The sequence below is a fragment of the Streptomyces aidingensis genome, from assembly GCF_900112355.1.
Lineage (GTDB): Bacteria > Actinomycetota > Actinomycetes > Streptomycetales > Streptomycetaceae > Streptomyces > Streptomyces aidingensis.
Map to the genome: position 1 here is coordinate 215368 of NZ_FOLM01000006.1, position 19306 is coordinate 234673.

8 protein-coding genes are annotated in these 19306 nt (G+C 71.8%); 5 read left to right on the plus strand and 3 right to left on the minus strand.

Translation table 11 applies throughout. The annotated features are described in order from the left end of the window. Nucleotides 1–41: 41 nt before the first annotated feature. From BM242_RS13575 to BM242_RS13600, 5 genes are all read left to right on the plus strand, one after another. Nucleotides 42–6113, plus strand: a complete 6072-nt coding sequence (locus BM242_RS13575) for a DEAD/DEAH box helicase (protein ID WP_217652475.1) — start codon at nucleotides 42–44, stop codon at nucleotides 6111–6113. Continuing rightward, complete coding sequence (locus BM242_RS13580) at nucleotides 6110–8617, plus strand: hypothetical protein (protein WP_093839054.1); 2508 nt, start codon at nucleotides 6110–6112, stop codon at nucleotides 8615–8617. The genes BM242_RS13575 and BM242_RS13580 overlap by 4 nt, the downstream gene beginning before the upstream one ends. Nucleotides 8618–8800: 183 nt before the next feature. Beyond that, on the plus strand, nucleotides 8801–14683 hold the full coding sequence (locus tag BM242_RS13585; protein ID WP_139238330.1) for a hypothetical protein: 5883 nt from the start codon (nucleotides 8801–8803) through the stop codon (nucleotides 14681–14683). A 277-nt stretch (nucleotides 14684–14960) separates the two neighbouring features. Continuing rightward, entirely contained in the window at nucleotides 14961–15506 is a 546-nt protein-coding gene (locus BM242_RS13590; protein WP_175541403.1) for an IS1096 element passenger TnpR family protein, read from the plus strand. Between the two features lie 365 nt (nucleotides 15507–15871). After that, on the plus strand, nucleotides 15872–16306 hold the full coding sequence (locus BM242_RS13600) for a VOC family protein (RefSeq protein ID WP_093839057.1): 435 nt from the start codon (nucleotides 15872–15874) through the stop codon (nucleotides 16304–16306). Nucleotides 16307–16390: 84 nt separating this feature from the next. Here BM242_RS13600 and BM242_RS13605 read toward each other — a convergent pair whose 3' ends face one another. From BM242_RS13605 to coaE, 3 genes are all read right to left on the minus strand, one after another. After that, nucleotides 16391–17311 carry a hypothetical protein gene (locus BM242_RS13605; RefSeq protein WP_245834047.1) on the minus strand — a complete coding sequence of 307 codons (921 nt, stop codon included), beginning with the start codon at nucleotides 17309–17311 and terminating at the stop codon, nucleotides 16391–16393. After that, on the minus strand, nucleotides 17311–18558 hold the full coding sequence (locus BM242_RS13610; protein WP_093839058.1) for a VWA domain-containing protein: 1248 nt from the start codon (nucleotides 18556–18558) through the stop codon (nucleotides 17311–17313). Before BM242_RS13610 ends, BM242_RS13605 begins: the two co-directional genes overlap by 1 nt. A 91-nt stretch (nucleotides 18559–18649) precedes the next feature. Next, nucleotides 18650–19252 (minus strand): dephospho-CoA kinase, encoded by a 603-nt coding sequence (gene coaE, locus BM242_RS13615; RefSeq protein WP_093839059.1) that lies wholly within the window; start codon nucleotides 19250–19252, stop codon nucleotides 18650–18652. Between the last annotated feature and the right edge of the window lie 54 nt (nucleotides 19253–19306).

Consider the following 19306-nt stretch of genomic DNA (forward strand, 5'->3'; position numbering starts at 1 on the left):
AACGGCAAGGCCCGCGGCGTGTCGCGGGAGCGGTGAGAGACGTGGCGGCTCTGGTCACCGGCCGGCCGGGCGGCATGACGGCGGGTGAGCTGACGCAGGCCGCGCAGGCGAGGTACCCCCGGCTCCCGGCCGCCCGGGTGGGCAGGCTGCTGGCCCAGGCGCTGGAGGCCGGTCTGCTGCGCGAGGACGCGGGCAGGCTGTATCCCGCCACGGTGGATTCCCGCACCGACGAGCCGGCCGATGAGCCTGCGGCCGGGTCGGCCCCGGCCGCCGGTCCCGGGGCACGGCCGCCGGGGCTGCGGGGGGTCGCCGTGGACCTGGAGAGCGTGGTGCGCACCACGGCGGTGGAGCCCTACACCGAGCGGCGCATCTTCCAGATCGGGGCGGTGCGGATCGGCACCGACAACACCTGGGCCCTCGGCTGTCCGTCGTTCGAGCGGTTCGTCGAACTGCCGGACGACTCCTGGGAGATCCGCAGCGACGCGCTCCGCGCCCGGCACGCCGAGGGCCGGGCGCCGGTGGAGCAGGCGCTGGCGGAACTGCGGGAATTCTGCGAGGGCACGGACCTGCTGGTGGCGCACAACGGGACGACTGCCGACTTCGCGCTGCTGGACGAGACCTGCGCGCGGGCGGAGGCACCCCCGCTTCCCGGGGAACGGGTGGACTCGCTCTATCTGGCGCACGCGCTGTGGCCGCTGGCCGGCAGCCATCGGCTCGGTGCGCTGGTCGACACCCACAGCCTGAACCGCTCCGATCTCACCTGGCACGACGCGGCCGATGATGCGCGGCTGCTGGCCCGATTGCTGGACCACGCCGCAGCGGAGTACGCGGCGTGGGACGAGGAGCAGCGGGATCTGGTCGCCTCGGTCTGTCCCGACTCCCCGGCCTGGCGGCTGCTCGGCCATCTCGCCGGCCGTCACGCGGGCCTGCCGCCCGGCACCCCGCTGGGCGCCCCCGCACGCGTCGGCCATGGCGAGGTGGCGGTCTTCCTGGCCCGGCGGATGGCTGGTCATCCGCGTCGCCGGATCACCGGCCGGCCCCGCCGGTCCCCCATCCCGGTCGGCGAGGAGTTGCGGACCAACGGCCGGGTGGACCCGACCCTGCTGGCCGGGGTGCTGCACGGCGGTACGGCCAGGCCGCGCCCGCCGCAGCAGCAGATGGCCGACGCACTGCACAGCTGGATCGGGAGCGGTGGGCCGGCCATGGTGGAGGCACCCACCGGGACCGGAAAGAGCCTCGCCGTCCTGGCCGCCGCACTGGACTGGCTGGCGGGCGACCCTTCCCGCACCGCGGTGGTCGCCACCTACACCAAGCAGCTCCAGAACCAGCTGGCCCGGGACCTGACGATGCTGGAGAAGGCGGTCCCGGGCCTGCTGGACAGTGCCGATGTGGTGAAGGGCAGCGCCAACCGGCTCTCGCTGCGCGCCCTGACACGGGTACTGGCCGATGCCACGGCCGCCACCGCCGTTGCGGCGGCCGGCCGTCCCGGGGCCGGGGGCGGACGCGGTGGCCGGCTGCGCTTCCTGCATCGGACCGCCTTCCGCGAACTGGCGGTGTACCTGCTGCTGCGGCTGATCGCCGCGCCCGGCCCTCCCGAGTCCTGGACGGCCCGGTCGGTGGACCCGGCGGACCTGCCCGCGCCCTTCTCCGCCTGGTGCGGGCGGGTGCTTCCGCTGTGGCTGGATGCCCTGTCACAGAGCGGCGGGGACTTTCCCGCCTCGGGCGCCACCCAGCTCAGCGCCCATACCGACACCGTGCGGGAGGCGCTGGCCGCCCGCCGGCTGGTGCTGGCCAACCATGCGGTGCTGCTGTCCCATCTGGAGGATCTGCGCGCGCTGTCCGGTGACGTCCTGCTGGTGGCCGACGAGGCCCATCTGCTGGAGGACGCGGCCACTTCGGCACTCACCACGGAGCTGGACTACGGCACGGTCGAAAGCCTCCTCGCCGAGTTCGACGCCTGGCTCCGGGAGGCCAGGGCAGGCGAGGCCCGGGACCGCGTACGCGCGGCGGTGGAGGAGCTGGCGACCCTGCTCGACCTGGAAATCCTGCCCCGCACCGCCGGGGAGGCGTTCGACGCGCTGGGCGGAACGGACGCATCCGCCGTGGGCTCCCGGGCGGTCACGCTGACCAGCCCGTACGGGGGCACGGCCGGGCGGGCACAGGTCCGCAGGCTGCTGTACCAGGTGCGGCGGCTGGCGGATGTCCTCGGCGGTACCGTCCGGGCGCTGGCGGGCTACGCCCAGGCCCACGCGCGCACGCTGGACTTCTTCGCTCTGGAACGGCTGCACGCGCTGCGGGCCCTGGCGGACGAGCTGGAGGACGCGGCCCGACGGCTGATCACCGATGCCGATGAGGTGCTGGCCCCCGTGGTCGTGGCCGGCCCCGCCACGAGTCCTGACCGAAGCCGGGTGGACGATGCCGGAGGCGACCGGGAGGAGGAGAGCGAGCCGGCGGCGTCCACAGGAGTCCTGCTGCCCAACCGGGTGGTGCACGCCGAAGAACTGGAGGTACCGCAGCCCGGCATGCGCCGCTACCGGTTCCGGCTCGCCTCCAGCCCTGTCGAACTGCCGGCCGACCCGCTCTGGCAGCGGTTTCTCACGGCCTTTCCCAGGACCTACTACGTATCGGCCACCCTGCGCGTCTCCGGGCAGTGGACCTTTGTCAAGGAGCGGCTCGGTCTGCCGGACCGGCTGACCACGCTGGACCTGCCCACCCCGTTCCGCCTGGCCGATCAGGCCGAGCTGGTCTGCTTCTCGGATTTCCCGTCCTGGGCAGAGCAGACCGAGGGCGCCATGCGCACCGCTGCGCATCAGCTCGCCGGGCTCGCGACTCAGCTGACCGCCCGGCGGACGGACGGCCAGGGCTGGGACGGCGGTGCCCTGGTGCTGACCACGGCACGTGCCACGGCCGGCGGGATCACGGAACGGCTGACGCAGGAGCTGCGGCGCCGGGGCCACGGGGCTCCGGTGCTGGGCGCCCTCACCCTGGGGAATGCCCGGGCGTTCCGGGAGTTCGCCGACCCGGAGGACGGCGGTGGCTTCCTGGTCGGCACCAAGGGCCTGTGGCAGGGGGTGGACGTCTCCGACGAGCGGCGGCTGCGGCTGGTCTGGATCAACAAGCTGCCGTTCGCGCCATTCGCCGCCCCGGTGGTGGAGGCACGCCGGGCGGCCGTGCGTGCCCGGGCGGAGGCGGCGGAGGCCGAGGATCCGGACGCCTACGCCACCGAGCACTACTACCTGCCGCTGGCCGCCCTGCAGCTGCGCCAGGCGGTCGGACGGCTGATCCGCTCGGAGCGGCACCGTGGTGTGGTGGTGATCAGCGACCGCAAGCTCGACGGCCACACGGCCCTGCGCCGTGCCTATCGCCGGGCGTTCCTGGGCAGCCTGGACGGCGGGCTGCTTCGTCCGGATCCTGTCACCGGGGAGACCGGTGGCGGCAATGTGGTGTCCATGCACGAGGGCTGGGCACGGATCTGGGACTTCTACGCCCGGCACGGCCTGCTTCCGGCCGGGAAGGCCGCGGAACTGTGCTCTCCGCAAGCCCTTCGGGAGCAGACCCTGCTGCCGCAGACCCGGCAGATCAGGGAACTGGAGCTCACGCCGCGGGAGATGGACCGTCTTCGCGCCGAGGGAGGCCAGGAGCCGGCAGCGGAGGTGCTGCGCCGCTGTGCCCTGGTGGGCGGCCTGCTGCGATTCGCGGACGATCCCTCCGCCTTCCGGCTCAAGGATGCCCAGCGGGCGGTGATCTCGGCCGTGGCGGAGGGCCGCAATGTCCTCGGCCTGCTGCCCACGGGCTTCGGCAAGAGCTTCACGTTCCAGTTGCCGGCGCTGGTGCTGCCCGGCGTGACGCTGGTGGTCAGTCCGCTGGTCGCACTCATGCAGGATCAGGCGCTGGAGCTCAACCGGTCGATCGGCGGTGCCGTCCGTGCCCTGATCGCGCCCCTGCGCGAGTCCAGCAGCCGCGCCGGGAAGACGGAAGTCGCCGAGCAGCTGTTGGGGGTGCGGGACCACGGCATCAAGCTGCTGTACGTGAGCCCGGAGCGGCTGTGCCAGCGGCGTTTCCGAGAGCTGGTGCGGGAGGCCGTCGAAGCGGGGCGGATCAGCAGGATCGCCCTGGATGAGGCGCATACCGTTGTACAGTGGGACGATTTCCGGCCAAGTATGCGACGGGTCGAGCGCCTCCTCGCCGAACTGCGGCACGAGGCCGGGCTTCCGGTCACCGCCCTGACGGCCACCGCCAATCGCACCGTGCACGCCGGGCTGCGGCAGGGGGTCTTCGGGCTGCCTCCCGATCCGCCTGCCGGGAACAGCCCCGCCGCGCACCGGGAGGCGACGCAGCCGGGCGTGGCGGGCTCACTGGTCACCGTGCGGGAGAACCCCATCCGGCCGGAGCTCGCCGTCTTCCGCCGCAGCATGAATCGCAGCGGACCGGCCACTGTCGCCGGTCTGGTGGAGGAGGTGGCGGACGCCGTCGCCGGGCATGCGGTGTTCTACTGCCTCACCGTCAAAGAGGTGGTGACGCTCCACGCCCGCCTGCGCGAGTACCTGGGCGAGACACGGGTGCGGGTCCGCCGCTTCCACGGACGGCTCACCGCGGCGGAGAAGGGGGCGGTGCTGACCGAGTTCCGCGAGGCCCCGCGGGAGGGCGAGGAGGGCTTCGCCCCCCTGCTGGTGGTGGCCACCTCCGCCTTCGGGCTGGGCATCGACCGGGACGACATCCGCACGGTCTTCTGTGTCTCGGCGCCGACCGATCTGGCCGCGCTCTACCAGCAACTGGGACGGGCGGGGCGGGATGTCGCCGGTGCTGGAGCCGCCGCGGGCCCCCGGGCACCCGCCAACACGGCGCTGTCCCTGCTGACCACCCGCGGGCTGCGCACCGTCTCCTTCCTGACGGGCCAGGACCTGCCGCCCCCGCTGCTGACGCGCATGGGTCGCGCAGTGCTGCGGTGCGGAACGGTGCTGGACGCCGTCGGTCTGGCCGACGATCTCATCGGCCAGGACCTGGCCGAGGGCAGGATCGGCGAAGCGCAGGCCAGGTCGTCCCGGACCGCGGAGTCCTACGCCACCGGCGTGATGCGGGTGCTGGCCGCCCTGGCCGACACGGGAGCCCTTTCCGACCTGGGGGATTTCCCGCCGGAGTGCGCCGTTCGGCCGGGTGAGCTGCCAGCCCGTGAACCGGAAGCGCAGGGAAACGGGCAGGCGGTGGACGCCGTGGTGCACCAGGTTGTCGCCTCGGTGCTGGACCTGCCGGCGCGCCGCCCGGCAGGTGGAGGCGGACTGCACCGCGGCAGGCTGGACGTGGCCGCACTGGACCGCCGACTTGCCGCCCGGGTCGCGGGCTACCGGGACCTCGCCGACAGCCCGGCGGGCACCTGGCAACTCCTGGCCGACCTGCACGACCGCGGACTGCTCGATGTCTCGGCCGCCCCCAGCCAGCACTGGGTGACCGGCATCGAGATCCACCGCCGTGACCTGCCGCCGGGCTTCCTCGACCGCCTGTCCGGCAGGAGACACCGAGCGGCCGAGGAGATCGCCGTGCTCGAGGACTTCCACACTGACACCTCGACCTGCGCCCACCGCAAGTTCGCCGACTACTTCGGTGTGGCGGAGCTGCCCGAAGGCTGCTGCACCACGGCGGCCAACCGCTGTTCCGCGTGCTGGGACTCCGGGCAGTGGCCGCCCGGGGAGAGCGAGCCCGCCACCGGACGCGCGCTGCGGACCGCGCGGCCCCGCCCGGCCGCCGGCGGCCTCGACACGGCCCACGGGCAGCAGCGGCTCGACGACCAAGTCCTCCGGCTGGTGTGGGCCATGCGGCGAGGCGTCCACGCCAACGACGTGTCCCGGACGCTGCGCGGCGAGGACAGCTACTACCTGCCAGGCCGAGGCGGCCGGGGCAGACGGGTCCCGGTGCCCAGGCAGTTGGTCACCAGCCGGTTCTTCGGCGCCCGAGCGGACGTGTCGACCAGGGATGTGCAGGCCAGCCTGGAACGGCTGGCCGCAAGAGGACAGGTGGCGCTGGAGGGGACACGCTGGTCCGTCCGCCGCAGCACCGGCAGCGGACCCACGGCGGGTTCCGCTGTCCCCGCGCCCGCCCGGAGAGGAGCCCAGGCATGAACGAGCGCCGGCCCGGGGAGACCTCGACCGCGTCGCCGGACGGGGTGTGGCGGCCGTACGAAGATCCGCCGCTGCTGGCCCCCGAGCTGGCGCAAGGGCTGGCGGAGGACAGGCGCGTCGCCGCGCTGCGCCGCTACTTGCTGTCCCTGGTCACCGCCCGGGCGGCCCCGGTACACGTCGCGGTGGCGTTCAACGGCGCATTCTTCGGCTTCGACACGCTGGCCGGAGGCTATCCGGGCGGACCCCTGGAGTTCGACCGCTTCCCCGAGGTGGCACACGGTTCCGTGACCGGAGCCCTCCCGGTCGGCGCCATGGTGCGGGTGGGAACCGGCGCCGCCCTCGTTCCTGGGGAAGTGGTGTACAAGGAGGGGGCTCATCCCGACTGCGGCCCGGAGGGCGATGTTCCCGCCTGGCTGTCCGGCGCACCCGCCGATGCGGTGGATCCGGGCCACCGGGACCGGACGGAGGCGGCCGGGCCCGTCGAGTCCCGCGAGCGTCTGGTGGTCGACACCGACGCCTTTGGTGCCGGGCTGGTCCGGCCTGCACAGGTGCACCGCCTCCGCCGCAAGAACCGGCTGGACGAATTCGGGCACCTGACCGTCACGGCCCGCCATCCGCGGGAGCGGGCCGACGGCTCGGAGCTGGAGCACTACATCCATCACATGCTGACCACGGGACGCGAGCTGCTGCTCAGCGAGCTGGCCCCGATGTCGCTGACCGCGTGCCTGCCGCCCGGCAGCCACGACGGAGCGGCGCTGGAGATGGCCCTCCGGGGCCTGCTCACCACCGTGAGCCAGGTGCTGCGCTCCCTCGAGAGCGAAACCCGCATGTGGGGCTACTACGCCTTCACCAGGAAGTCCTTCACCGCACGTATGCAGGACGGCGGCCCGATGGGCGGCCAGGTGCTCGAATCCATGGTCGTCTCGGCGGCCAAGGCCGCCGTCCCCCGGGATCGGAGCGGCACCGCCCCTGCCGTCTACACCGCGCTCGGCACCGCACTCCGCTCCCGGCAGGACGGAGCGCTGCTTCTCCAGGGCACGGCGTATCCGCTGGCGGTCTGCCATGCCCATGCCCTCGCGGCGGATCTGGTAACTCGGGAGACCGATGAGACGACCGGGCTGCTGCACAGTCCGGAAGGTGTGCGGCTACGCCTGGATGACCGCTGGCAGGGGGGTGGTGTCTGGCGTGCCGAGTACCGGCCCCCGGGCAGCCGGGAGCCCATGCACGACGACGCAGGGCTTCCGGTGGATGTGCCGCTGGGCCGGGGATGGTGGGACAGTGCGCCACGCACGGCCGAACCTCCGGTGGAGACCCCCGTGGTCGTCCCGCATTCTGCGCCCGCTCGCCCGGAAGGGCTGGCCGGCCGGCCGGCCGAGGCGGTACCGGAATCGGGACCGGAGCTTCCACCCACCAGCCAGGACGAGCCGGCCAACGGCGCGCTGCCGTCACCGCCCAGTGCCATGGCGGATGCCACTCCCCCACGCCACCTGCCGGGACCGGACCAGCAGCCGGCATACGAGTGGCCGGAGGACGAGGACCTGGACGACTGCCGTCTGGTGTCCGTGGCCGACAGTCAGATCTCCTGGAGCCAGTCACTGCGTCTGAGCCACACCGTGGAAGGCTTCCTGCCCATCCCCGCCAGAATCCTGAAGAAGGCGCCTGACCTCCCTGAGGAAACATCGCTGCGTCTGGTCCTGCGGCATGAGGGCCATGGGCTCGACCCCGATGACACCGACCATGACACCACGCTCGAGAGCCACCGGGGGCAGTACCGGCTGACCGGGTTCGAGTGGCCGCTGATTTTCTACCCGGGTCTGATCCTGCGCATGACCCACCGCTATGGCAGCCGTGCCATCAACGCGGAGACCATGCTGCTGTCGGCCCCGGAGACGGTGGACGGAGAACTGATCGAGCACTGCTATGACCGCCGCGTGCTCACCCGGGACGGGGCCTGTCACAGCCGTCGCTCGCCGCTGCGCACGGCTGACCTGTCTCCCGAAAGACTCTTGCTGGGCACCGTGCGGCGGCTGGGCCTCCTGGACAACTACGGCCGGGCCATGCTCCCCGGCGAGCGGCTCCTGGACGCCGTCCGCCAGGTCTTCCCGGGAACACGTGGAGGGCAGGGAGCACTGAAATCGGCTCTCGGCCGGATGCTGGCGGACGGAATCCTCATCACGGAGCACGGCAGCGAGGACAGCCATGGCCGCCTTCACTATCCGCCCCAGTCACGGGAGAAGGTGGTGCGGCTGGTCTGCTATGTACCGGAACGGCGACCCGTGTCCTCGTCCGTCACCGCAGGACGCAACGGAGGCGCTGGCGGCCGGTTCGCCGGCAGGAGAAGCGGCCACCAGGTCAACGGCCATCTGAGGAAGCTGCCGCCGGGTCAGCGAGCGAGTGATGGACAGCGTGCCGCATACCGCAGGGACCGTGAGCTTCTGGGTATGACCGATGCCGAATTGCCTCCCCGCCACACCTACGTTCCGCCGCACCAGCGCAGTGGCTGACCCACAGCCGGTCTTGACCTCGATTTCCCCGCACCACCGTCCGACCCGCACCAACCGCACACGCACGGAGCTCATGTGACAGCACGCCCCCGGCCAACGCCGCCCGGACCGGATTCCGACCCAGCCCGCCACTCCCCTCCCACCCCTGAACTCACCGCCGCACGCGAAGCTCTCGCCCAGGCCGTGACCGGCATCGCGCGGCAGCTGCCTGCCGCTGCCCGGGAAGTTTCCCCGGAGGATGTCGAGCACGCTCTCCATTCGGCCTCGGCACACCACCGTCGCCACACCCTCGCTTCCATGGGGATCCGGGTCAACGCGACGAGGGTAAGCCCGGCGCTCTGCCGTGACTTCCTCGCCAGACTGCAACGGGCACCCTTGGAAACCCGCCTCATCCCCGCCGCCCGACACCTCTCGCATCCCCTGGTAGGCGACCTCCTCGAAACGGCCTACGCGAGCCCTCATCTGCGCTCCCGGATGCTGCGTCCGGTGACGGACTTCTGGAGCCCCGCCCTGCTCCGTCTCGCACTGCTGGCACACGCCTCGCTCTACACCGCCCAGGCGGAGATGTGGCTCTGGGCCTGCGACCAGCAATGGTTCACAAACTCCTGCGAACGCCAGGAAGAGCTGCAGAACCTGCGCCGGGCCGCACTACGAGTGCACAATATTGACGGCCCTGCAGCCTTCCGGGAGAACGGCCGAAAGGAAGTCCGCGACGAGGCAACCCCCGCCGCCTCCGAGGACCTGTCCGATACCGGGAACCTCGGCAGCCTTGCCGACGCCCTGGAACGGCTCGACGCCTGCCTGAACCGGGCCAGGAGGGCCGCGGACCGCACGGCGGATGCGCTGGAGCGCGAGAACTGCCCGGATCCCGGCGACGTCCACGCCCTGCAGCAGCTCGTCGACGCGTTCGACCACGCCAGGCAGCTGGTGAGCGCCATGGCCTCCACAGATGCCGAGCAGGACCAGGATGTCGCCGCACAGCCGGAGAACCGGAGCCTGTCGGCGCTGCGCCGGCAGGCCCGGTCCGTGCAACACCACCGGGCCGATGCATCCCTTCGCGAAGAACTCGGTGCCCTGGCAGGCCTGCGGGCCACCGCGGAGGACGCGGGTCTGAAGTCGGCCGTGGAGGCAGCCCGTGACTCGGCCGCCGAGCTGCGCGCCAGGCGTACCTGGGACGACGCGGAACGACAGGCAGCATGCTCGCTTCGGGCGCTGATCACCATGATCGGACTTGATTCTTCCGCCCCGGACTACTCGGACCGGCTCGTGGAACTGCAGCCGCCGTTCGTCCAGGGATCCAGTCCTGCGTGGATGAGGCTGGGCTACGACTGCCGTCGGCTGACACTCACCCGGCCCCGCGAGAGCACGGCCGACGCTCCGGCGGAAGAACGGCTGGACACCGAGGATCCAGGGGGGCAGGAAGCCCGTATCCCCGAGTCACCCACTATGGCCGTCCGGCCTCCGGCCGCTCCGGAGGAACCGACAAGGCGTGTTGAGACCGCCGCCGTCGCTACCGACGAGCACGCACACGCAGGCCACGATGACGACAACCCGTCCGCCCGGCCGCCTGAGCCACCCCTGGGCAGCGAGCTCCCCGCCCCGGCCGGTCTTCCGGCGCCGGCGTCCCCGGTCGGCGCCGCCTCCGCTCCCCCGTCCCACACCTCTCTCGCGGCGTTCATCGCCGCGGAGCGCTACAGCCTTGCTTCGGCGTTGGCCGAGGCAACCGCGCAATCCACCACCCGCATCGCCGTACTCCGGATCTGCGCATGGTCCATGGGACTGGCCTCGGACACCGGGAGCTGCGCCGGACAGCTGCGGACCGCGGTACAGGAGCTGGACGTGCCGGCTGTCGCCGCAGTCCCGGTGGACCGCTTGCTCGCCGCCACCGCACTGCTGCACACGACTGTCCTCACCGGCGATCCCGGAGCCAGCGGGCTGCTGGACGCCCTTGCCGACCGGCTACCGCCACGCCTCGGCGATGCGGCACGCGCCGTGGGGCGACGGGCGCAGCGCGGAATCCTCACCGACTGTCCTGTACTGTCGGTCGCGGCTGACACTGCGGGGCTGGAGACAGAACTCGCCGAAGCCCGGACCGAGTGCCGTCTTCTCCTCACCGGCATCCCGAAGTTCGGATTCCGGCCGGCCAGCGCCATCGCCAAGAGCCTGCTGGCGCCCGAGGGACGCGTGGGCAAACTGCTCTCCCTCGTTGCCGAGGACCGGCGTGAACACCACCAGGAGATCGGTGAGGAGGTCCGCACCTTCACCGACCCGGCCCTGGTCCGCGGCCTCGTCGACGAGATCTACTGGCAGGTCGTGAAGTCGGGCAACCGACCCCTGCAGGGCAGGAACCGCAATGACCTGGTGCGCGCGGTCCTGGAACGGATGCGCCCCGTGCAGGCGTGGGTGACCTGCGTGCGCCAGCTCCAGGCCAAGGGCAGCTGGGCGGCCCAGGAGGCGCGGGCCATGCTCGACGAAGTGCTGTCCGCCAAGGACGAGACATTGGCACAGCTTGCCGAGCAGGAGACCGAGAGCGACCCGCTGCGGCGGGCCGCGGCGCAGGCCGCGGGGGCGAGACTGCGGCGCGTCTATTCGCTGCTGGAGGGCAGGCGCGAGGTACCTGCCCAGGATTTGCCCGCCGGTCTGGCCCGCGCCGGGGAGCTTCTGAAGATCCCCGGCTTCCACTACGACGAGTCGTCGGGCGAGGTACTCGGGGACCCGACCATGCAGGCCGTGTGCGATGCTGCGGACCGAAGCTGGGAGCAGGCCGCGCGGGCGCATGTGGCCGCGGAACGCTTCGACACCGCGCATCAGCTGCTGGAGCTTGCCGGACGGGGACTGCTGCCCGGTATCGCCGACGATGTTCTGCCCGACGACCTGGACACGGTGATCCGCAGCAGCGGCAAGCTGGTGGCCGAGGAACTGGCACGAGCGGCCGACGTCCTCGAGAGGCGGCTTCGGACATCCCGGGTGCACAATGTCGTCGACGAGGCCACGGAACGAACGCTCGAACATCGACTGCGCGATGCCGAGCCCGCCCCCGACCGCAACCTCGCAGCGGTCAGGACGGTGCACGCGGCACTCAACGCGAAGCTGAACCGAGCCTGGGAACGTGAGCGGGCCCGCTTCCGGGCCCGGCTGGAGGAGCTTCCCGACACCGCCGAGGCCGACCGGGAACGGGTGCGGAAGCTGCTGCGCGACGGAGATCTGCTCACCGCGGAGCAGATCCTGAACTCGCTGGCCAAGGGCGAGGGTATTCCGGCGCTCCCCGACCGCGGGGAGTTCTTCCACCGGTTCTTTCCTGCTGTCCCCGATGCGCTGGCGGACGGCATCGCGCCTGAGCTGGTCAAGACCGTCCGTGCCCGTGGCACGTTCGCGGGTCTCCCGCAGTTGTCGTTCTCCCGGCTGTCCCGGGAGAACGCGACGACGACCGCGGACGCCCTGGAAGCCTGGCGCCGGATGGCCCTGCGGGAGGGCAGAGAGCGCAGGGAAGGGCTCAAGGAGAGCGAACTGCTCGCCCCCACGCTGCGGCTGCTCGGCCTGCGCAATCCCCGTCCGGTGCGACAGGACCGCCTGCCGTTCGGCAAGGACCACCGCTTCCTTGTCCTGCCGGGCCCGGAGCCTCTGGGGGATGCCCCGGTTCCGGAGTTCGGCTCCGCCCGTGGGCACCGCCTGCACATGCTGCTGGTCTGGGGGGAGCCCGAACCCAAACGGCTGCAGAGCTGGATCGAGGACGACAAGGGGGGAGCCGGGCTGATCGTGGCGCACTTCGGCACCCTCGACGTCGGGCGGCGCGCCGAACTCGCCGCCCTCGCCGTCGGCAATCCGAGACCCGTCATCCTGCTCGACGACGCCGCGCTGGCGTATCTGGCGGCACATGGTGACGGGCAGTGGGACTCCACGCTTCGGGTGCTGCTTCCTTTCTCGGCGGTCAACCCCTACCTGAGCAAGAAGCGCGCCCAGGTGCCGAGGGAGATGTTCTTCGGGCGCCGTACCGAACTGGAGGAGATCAGCTCGCCCAGGGGCTCCCAGGTCGTCTACGGCGGCCGCGGGCTGGGCAAGTCGGCGCTTCTCCAGGAAGCCGGGAACCGTTTCCTGGAGCAGAACCCCCGGGCCCGCTGCCGCATTTCGCTGAGCCTGGACAGCGCCGGTTTCGGCACCCTCTCACCAGCCGAGCAGATTTGGGGACTGATCGGCCAGGAGCTGGAACGGGCCGAGGTGTTGTCGGTATCCAAGAAGGCCCGCCGACTCGCCGGCCCCGACCACTCGCAGGTGAAGGCCAGCATCGTGAACTGGCTGGAGGGCGACAGCGACCGGGAACTGCTCGTCCTGCTCGACGAGGCAGACAAGTTCTTCGACAGCGATGCCCCGGAGTTCCTGCAGACCCGCAGACTGCGCGACCTCGGCCGGTCGACCAGGGACCGGGTCAAGGTGGTTTTCGCCGGCCTGCGCTCGGTACAGCGTTTCACCGCGGCCGCCAACTCACCCTTCAGCCACCTGGCGCAGGAGCCGGTGGTGGTGGGCCCGCTGAAGCCCGCGGATGCCGCCGAACTACTCGTCCAGCCCTTGGCGGCACTGGGCTACCGGTTCGAGGACGACGATCTGGTGCACTCGGTCCTGGGCCACTGTTCCTACCAGCCCTACCTGATCCAGATGTTCGCCCATCGTCTGGTCCGGGACCTGCACCGACGGCGGCGCCTGGCGTCCGATTCCGGGCAGCCTCTCCGGCCTCCGTACACCATCCTGCGCAGCGATGTCAGCTCCGTGCAGTCCGACGAGCGGCTCCGGGAGTCGATCACCGATACCTTTCGGGACACCCTCCGTCTCGACCCCCGCTACACGGTCATCGCCAATACCACGGCCTATCACGCGTATCAGCACACTCTCGAAGCGACAATGAGGGAGTCCGAGCTCCGGGCCGCTTGCCTCGACTGGTGGCCGGACGGCTTCCGGAATCTCAATCCGGACGAGTTCCGTGCCTACCTGATCGAGCTGGAAGGGCTGGGGGTTCTGGCCCGGGACCGGGATCGCCGGGGATGGCATCTGAGCAGCACCAACGCCCTGGGCATGATCGGTGGATTGAGCAGCGTGGAAAACGAACTAGTGTCCGCTGCCGACCAGCCGGAACCGGAGCGTTTCGCCGCCGCCGAACCACGGCACCGGCTGACGGACGGCACCTTCCTGCCCCTCACTGCCGAGCAGGTGACGGATCTCCTGCGACGCAAGACGACACAGGCGCGGGTCGTGCTGGGAACGCCCGCCACGGGAGTGGATGTGGTGGCGGACCGGCTGCGCCGCTGCGCGGCGGACAACGGCTGGCATGCACCGACAGTCGCGGGGCGTGGGGCCTTCCGGCAGGCCCTCGTCGAAGGCCGACCGGACGAGCGCCGGGTGATCATCGATGATCTCACGGGCAAGTCACCGGCCGCCGAGTCCTGTCAGGAGGCGGTCGAGTGGGCGCTCACACGGCTGCCGACGGGACTGGATGTCCACCGGTCTGCTGTGGTGGTCGCCGGTCCCGGTCAGTGGTCTCTCTGGCCGACAGTACTCGGCCCGGACTGCCCCCAGGGTCTGGGCGTGGTGCTGCTGCGGCGCTACACCGAGTACGGCCTTCGGGCCAGGGCGGTGGAGCAGCAGCAGTTCACTTCCGAATCCGCTTTTCCCCGCCTGCTGGAATTGACCGGCGGCTGGCCACTGCTGGTGGACAGGGCCATGGCGACCGGAAATGAGAGCCAAGGACTGGAAGAGCTCCAAGAGTGGCTGGGCTCTCGGCAGGGGGCGGAGGAGTTCCTCACCGCCTGCGGGGTCGGAGACGGCTCGGTGCTGCGCCCTGCCTTCGCCACTCTGGCCGGGTTCTTCCAGGACGGCGAAGGCAGCCTGTCATTCGTCGACCTCGCCGAACTCGTCGAGGAGGACGGCGCAGCTCCGGAGAGGACAACGGCACCACAGATCGTGCAGATGCTGCAGTCCATGGGCCTTTTCCGTCGGGACGAAGCCGACAGCCGCGGTAGAGGCCAGTACATCATCGATCCTGTCGTGCTGTCCTGTTGGCGGAACTCCATGCTCTGACCGCCCGCTGGCAAACGCCCGGGCCGACTGCCGCCGGACCTTCTTCGGCCCGGGCATGAGCACTCTGGCACGCCCTTATGTCTGCTCGGCAGCATCACCCTCGACCAGGAGGAGACCGAGCCGGAGTACCGCCACGCCGGGATGGACTTGTTCCTGCACCCGTGTCGGGGGCCAGTAGAAATTCCCCACGTACGGCCAGCTCGATTCCCCACGTGACAGTCACACTCAGTAGCCTCGGTGCTGGCTCGGAGACCTGGCGCATGAAGGGGTTGTGATCGTGGCACGTACCTGGCTGTCCATTCGGGTGGAGTTGGTCTCCGGGCACGGTGCAGACCTGTGGCCTCGCCCCGGCCGGGTCTTCGCCGCCGCGCGCTCGCACTCCTTCGCTCAGTTCGCCACCGCCATCGATCTCGCCTTCGGTCGCTGGGACCTGGCCCACCTGCACCTGTTCACGTTGTCCGGCAACACCCGGGTCAGCCCTCTGGCCTGGTGGGGCGACGAAACCCCGGAAGGCACCGTGGATGGCCACGCCACCAAGCTGAGCCGGCTCCAGCCCGGCGAGCAGTTCGCCTACGTCTTCGACATGGGCGATGACTGGGCGCACCTGTGCACGGTGGCAGAAAGGCGCATCGATCCCCTCGACGAACTCGGCGAGGCCCCGGACCGCCCGGTTCCCTACTGGGGCTGGGGCAGCCTCCCGGACCAACACGCACGCCGCTGGGACGGGGACGACGGGGAGTCGCCGATGCCGAAGCGCCCAGCCCGCGGGCTCAGCGACCTGCCTCCGATCCTGCCGTGGTGGGGCGAGCACCGCCGGAGATGACATTACGCTGCATACACGAAGTGGCCGCCAGTGGGGAATCGAAGTGGCCGCGGTGGGGAGCCGAAGTGGCCACGAGCGGGGAAATCTAACTGGCCACTGACACACCCGGCCTGGCACGAGCGCGGGCTGGGCACCGACACGGTACGGACGATGGCCCGCTGGCTGATCGCGGAGCACGGCCGTCACCGTCTGGTCATCGACCCGGACGCCGGGAACGAGCAGGCCATCCGCTGCTGCGGACGGGTGGGGCTGGGCCGGGGTGGCGCGCCGGTACTGGCGGGACCATGTCTCCGGCGCGTGGAGCGGCGGCCTGCCGCCGGACCAGTCGGCCGGGACCGACCGCCCCCGGTGGCTAAGGTGGCGGTATGGAGCAGCGCATCAGTCTGGTCACGCTGGGCGTGGCGGATGTCGGGCGGGCCCGGGAGTTCTACCGGAGCCTGGGCTGGACCGGGCAGGAAGTCGAGGAGACGGTGTTCTTCCAGGCCGGTGGCCTGGGCCTGGTGCTGTGGGACCGGGAGAAGCTGGCCCGCGACTGCGGCATCGAGGCGGATCCGCCCGGCGAGACCGCCGCCTTCGGCGGGATCGCCCTGGCGCACAATGTGCGCTCCCGCCAGGAGGTGGACGCCCTGCTGGCGACGGCGGAGCGGGCCGGGGCGCTGGTCAGCAGGCCCGCGGCCGAGACGTTCTACGGCGGCTACGCCGGGGTCTTCCTGGACCCGGACGGCCATGCCTGGGAGATCGCGTACAACCCCGGCTTCCCGCTCGCCGAGGACGGCTCGCTGACCATTCCCGGCTTCTGAGACCGCCCGCCGCGCGGGAGAGGACCGGGACGGCCCCCGGGCACCCGCCCGCCCGGGTCCCGGAGGCCGTCCGCGCGCCCACGCTCAGGAGCGGCGGCGCACCAGGCGGAAGCCGGCTATCGCGGCGGCGGCGGCCAGCAGGCCGCCGGCCGCGGTCCAGGCCCAGCGGTCGGTCCACCAGCCGGCGAACCAGCCGTCCTCCGGCTCCGGCACGGTGGCGGGTACGGCCTCCTCACCCTGCTCGTCCTCCGCGCCGTTGTTCTCCTCGCTGCCGGAGGACTCGTCGGTGGAGCCGGTGTCGAGGGAGCCGGCCCGGGAGGTGAGGACCAGCGGCGCGCCCAGCCGGCCGCCGATGTCGGCGGAGCCGCCCGCGGCACGGCTGCTGACGGCCGCCTCGGCCTCGAAGGGCAGACCGAGTTCCTCCTCCGGCAGCTCGGTGGCGGTGAGCCGGAGGTAGTAGGCGCCCGGCAGCGGGTCGTTCTCCCAGGAGTCGGCCCAGGGCCGGATGACCGGCAGGGTGCAGCTCAGCTCCAGGGTGGCGGCCGAGGGATCGGCGGTGGCGGCGGGCTCGCCCCCGACGCAGGGCTGCCGGCGCCGCAGGCCGTCGTAGAGGTCCACCTGCCAGGTGGCGGCGCCGCCGCGCAGCGCCGGGTCGGGCAGGGTGACCGAGACCTCCGCGGTGATCTGCCGGCCGGCGCCGGCCGGGAAGGTCCAGTACAGGTAGTCGCCGGAGACGGCGACGGCCGAGCCGGTCCGGTCCTCACCGATGACTCCGGCGCTGCGGAAGTCGGTGCCGGCCGCGGCGGGCGTGGTGTCGGTGGTGTCCGTCGCGGACCCGGAGTCCTCCTCATGGCTGTCGGCCAGGGCGGGAGCGGCGCCGGGCAGCAGCAGGGCCGCCGTCAGCAGAGCCAGGAGGGCCGGCCGCCGCCGGCGGTGGCGGCGGGCGGTGGTGGTGGTGGCCGGCCCGGGGGCGGGGAACGGAAGAAGCGGAAGGGGAGTCGGCATCAGAAGATCCTCCGGAGGGCGCCCCAGAGCAGACCGGCGAGCAGGCCGGTGACGGTCAGCAGTACCAGCGGCACCCAGCCGCGGGCCAGCCCGTGGGCGGCCACGTCGGAGGGCGCGTCCGGTGCGGCGGCGAGGTCGACGGTCAGTTCCACCGGGAGGCCGGGGGCGCGCTGTACGGATTCGGGAGCGGAGAAGGACGTGGAGACTTCGAGGCAGACGGTGGCCTCGGCATCCTCGGTGGCGGGGTAACGCAAACCGGTGGAGATGACGTCGGTGCGGCCGTGGCCGGCCTCACTGCCGCGGGCGAGTTCCCGGCCGGTGTCGTCCAGGGCCCGCAGCAGCACGCCGTAGTCGGGATCGACCGCCCGGTCGGCGGCCACGCTCACCGAGGCGCGCAGTTCACGCCCCGGGGCGAGTTGCACCCGGTAGAAGCGGTGCTCGCCGAACTCCTCACGGTCGTGGTAGACGCCGGCGGTCAGGAGCGGGGCATCCGCGCAGTCGCCCGAGCCCTCGATGATGGTGGGGTTCTCGATGACGACATTGTCGGCCGTCTGATCGACGATCTGTTTGAGACGCTCGGTCAGTTGACCGGTGTCCTGCACGGCAGTGTACGTGCCGCCGGTGGCTTCCGCGATGCAGCTCAGCTGCTCGCGCACCTTGTCGTCGGCCGGGGTCAGACCGAGCGTGTCCACGGTCAGATGGGTTCCGGAGGCGGCGAGTTCGCGCGCCACGTCGCAGGGGTCGGGCTCGCCGCAGGAGTCCTCGCCGTCGGTGATCAGTACGATGCGGCGGGTGCCCTCGTGGTCGCCGAAGTCCTCCACCGCGCCCCGCAGGGCGTAGCCGATCGGGGTCCAGCCGGTGGGGCGCAGGGTGGCCACCGCGGTCTTGGCCTCGGTGCGGTCCACCGGGCCGACGGGATAGAGCTGAGCGCTGTCCACGCAGCCCTTGGCGATGTCGTCGCCGGGGTAGTCGGCGCCCAGGGTGCGGATGCCCAGGTGCACCTCTTCCGGTACGGCGTCGATCACCTCGTTGAACGCCTGCTGGGCGGCGGCCATCCGGGTGCCGCCGTCGATGTCCTTCTCCCGCATGGAGCCGCTGACGTCCAGCACCAGATTCACCTGGGGCGGGGGCGCTTCGGTTTCGCCGGACGCACCGGCGTGTTCGTCCGCATATGCGGGAAAGGTGCAGGTCAGCACGGCCACGAACGCCGCCGGCAGGGCGGTCGCGAACCTTCTTCCTATGATCATTGGGCGGATGATAGGCCCCGGCGGCACCAGCTCCAAAACGCCGTCGCCCGCGCGGAGTTGACGCCCCGGCCGGGGTGCGCCCCGGGACGCCTCAGCGGTCGGCGGCGAGCTTGGTCAGCCGCTGCCAGAGCGCCTCCACCCGGGCGTCCAGCTCCTCCAGGGTGCCGCCGTTGTCCACGGTGAAGTCAGCCGCGGCCAGCCGCTGTTCCCGGCCGGCCTGGGCCGCCATCCGGGATCGGGCGTCCGCCTCGGCCATGCCCCGGGAGGCCGTCAGCCGCGCCACCCGCACCTCGTCCGGCGCGTCCACCACCACGACCACGTCGAAGTGCCGCACCAGGTCGTTCTCCACCAGCAGCGGCACATCGTGCACCACAATGGCACCGGGCGGGGCGGCGGCCTGGAGTTCGGCCGAGCGGCGGCGCACCAGCGGATGCACGATGCCGTTGAGCACCGCCAGCTTCTCCGGGTCGGCGAAGACCACGGAGGCGAGGCGCCCGCGGTCCAGTGCGCCCCCGGGGGTCAGCACGCCCGGTCCGAACTCGGCGGCGACGGCGGCCAGGCCCTCGGTGCCCGGTTCGACCACCTCACGCGCGATCCGGTCGGAATCGATGATCACCGCGCCGCGCCGGGCCAGCAGCCGGACCACCTCGCTCTTGCCGGCGCCGATGCCGCCGGTCAGTCCCACATTCAGCATGGCGGCAGGCTACCGGGCCGCTGCGCGGCCGGCCCGGCCGCGCCGGCCGCGCCC

Excerpts from the sequence above, each read along its gene's own strand:
- BM242_RS13580 (WP_093839054.1), top strand. The coding sequence starts at position 6,110 with ATGAACGAGCGCCGGCCCGGGGAGACCTCGACCGCGTCGCCGGACGGG.
- BM242_RS13600 (WP_093839057.1), top strand. The coding sequence starts at position 15,872 with ATGGAGCAGCGCATCAGTCTGGTCACGCTGGGCGTGGCGGATGTCGGG.
- BM242_RS13605 (WP_245834047.1), bottom strand. The coding sequence starts at position 17,311 with ATGCCGACTCCCCTTCCGCTTCTTCCGTTCCCCGCCCCCGGGCCGGCC.
- BM242_RS13610 (WP_093839058.1), bottom strand. The coding sequence starts at position 18,558 with ATGATCATAGGAAGAAGGTTCGCGACCGCCCTGCCGGCGGCGTTCGTG.
- coaE (WP_093839059.1), bottom strand. The coding sequence starts at position 19,252 with ATGCTGAATGTGGGACTGACCGGCGGCATCGGCGCCGGCAAGAGCGAG.